This window comes from Aminobacter sp. P4_D5 (assembly GCF_056401815.1).
This window is the reverse complement of record NZ_JBFUIP010000404.1, coordinates 1-1,132: the sequence shown is the minus strand read 5'-3', so window position 1 is coordinate 1,132 and position 1,132 is coordinate 1. Positions and strand designations below refer to the sequence as shown.

Genomic DNA, 1,132 nt, shown 5'->3' with positions numbered 1-1,132 from the left:
GTGTTAGAGCGTCCTTTGCGCGTCCAAGAGGACGCGCGGCGCTCTAATGATGACCGACACCACCGCGACATACATCGGATTGCGGACATGGCGGTAGGCACCGCCGATCACGAGCCTATCGGTCGGCGCGATCGGGGCAGGGGTGCCCAGGCCGTCGAGCGCGAAACGGGCGAAGGCATGCATCAGCACCCCAAGGCCGATGGCTGCGAGGCATGAGCCCGCGATGACGAGCGGCTAGGGTGCCAGGGGCAGGCCGTAGCGGCCGGTCAAAAGCCAAGGCACGTGGCCGGCGACCACGCCTGGTGCTGCAGCGAAGAAGACGGCGCTGCCGAGGATGGCGGATGGTTTGCGCAAGCGTGCATTCCTCTTCATCAGCAGGGCTGAAACCCAGGCATGCTGCCTATTGGCTTGGCTTCCGCTGCAATAATGATCTCGTCGTGCCCGCTTTGCCAGCATCGCACGGCAGCGTAGATTTCTCCGGGTTTTTGTTGGGAAATGGCCCGTTCGCGTGCGCTGCAGCATCGATAACATGCGATTTTTGGCATGAAATCTGGTCCTATTCGGCTTCTAACATTGTTGGACCACAGCCTGCGTCTTTTTGCATGCGTGCGATGCAAAATAGATGCTTGTTTGTTGGGCATGATGAGCACATATATTGATCATCTCCGGGGCGCGTTCCTCCTCCCATTAGCGCCCTTGAGTGTTCCCCTCTGGAGGTTCGCCTTAATCGGCACTTCCAATCAAACTCAGCCGGATCTTCTTGGATCCGGCTTTTTTGTTGCCTGAATTCAGGCTGGAGCGGCTTCCGTCTGTTTGGTCGCGCGAGGATGTTCTGGCGCGTTGCAGTAGGGCATCCCCTTACCGAAAGTCGCCCCTAAGACACTGGCCGACGTTCCGAGCGGCCCGCGTAACAGTGACATGTAACCCCCGGTAACGTTCCTCGAAGCCTCTGACGCGCCTAGTTTTTAGGTGGACGCGGTGATGGCGCGCCGGGAGATGGGGGCATCACCCGAACGTGCCAGGTTCAGGCAACGCGCCGCGTCCAGCAGATTGCYAACGGAACAAAACGTTGGCCACGAAGCGGCGGACCTGCCGTCCCGCCTCCCCGGAACGGTCCGCAAAAAGCGGCACT

The 1,132-nt window shown here is 60.1% G+C and carries 1 pseudogene; it reads right to left on the bottom strand.

Going from position 1 to position 1,132, the window contains the following annotated elements:
- Positions 1 to 45 precede the first annotated feature (45 nt).
- Positions 46 to 354: pseudogene (locus tag AC1DWF_RS32265) on the bottom strand (isoprenylcysteine carboxyl methyltransferase); the annotation flags it as partial.
- Between the last annotated feature and the right edge of the window lie 778 nt (positions 355 to 1,132).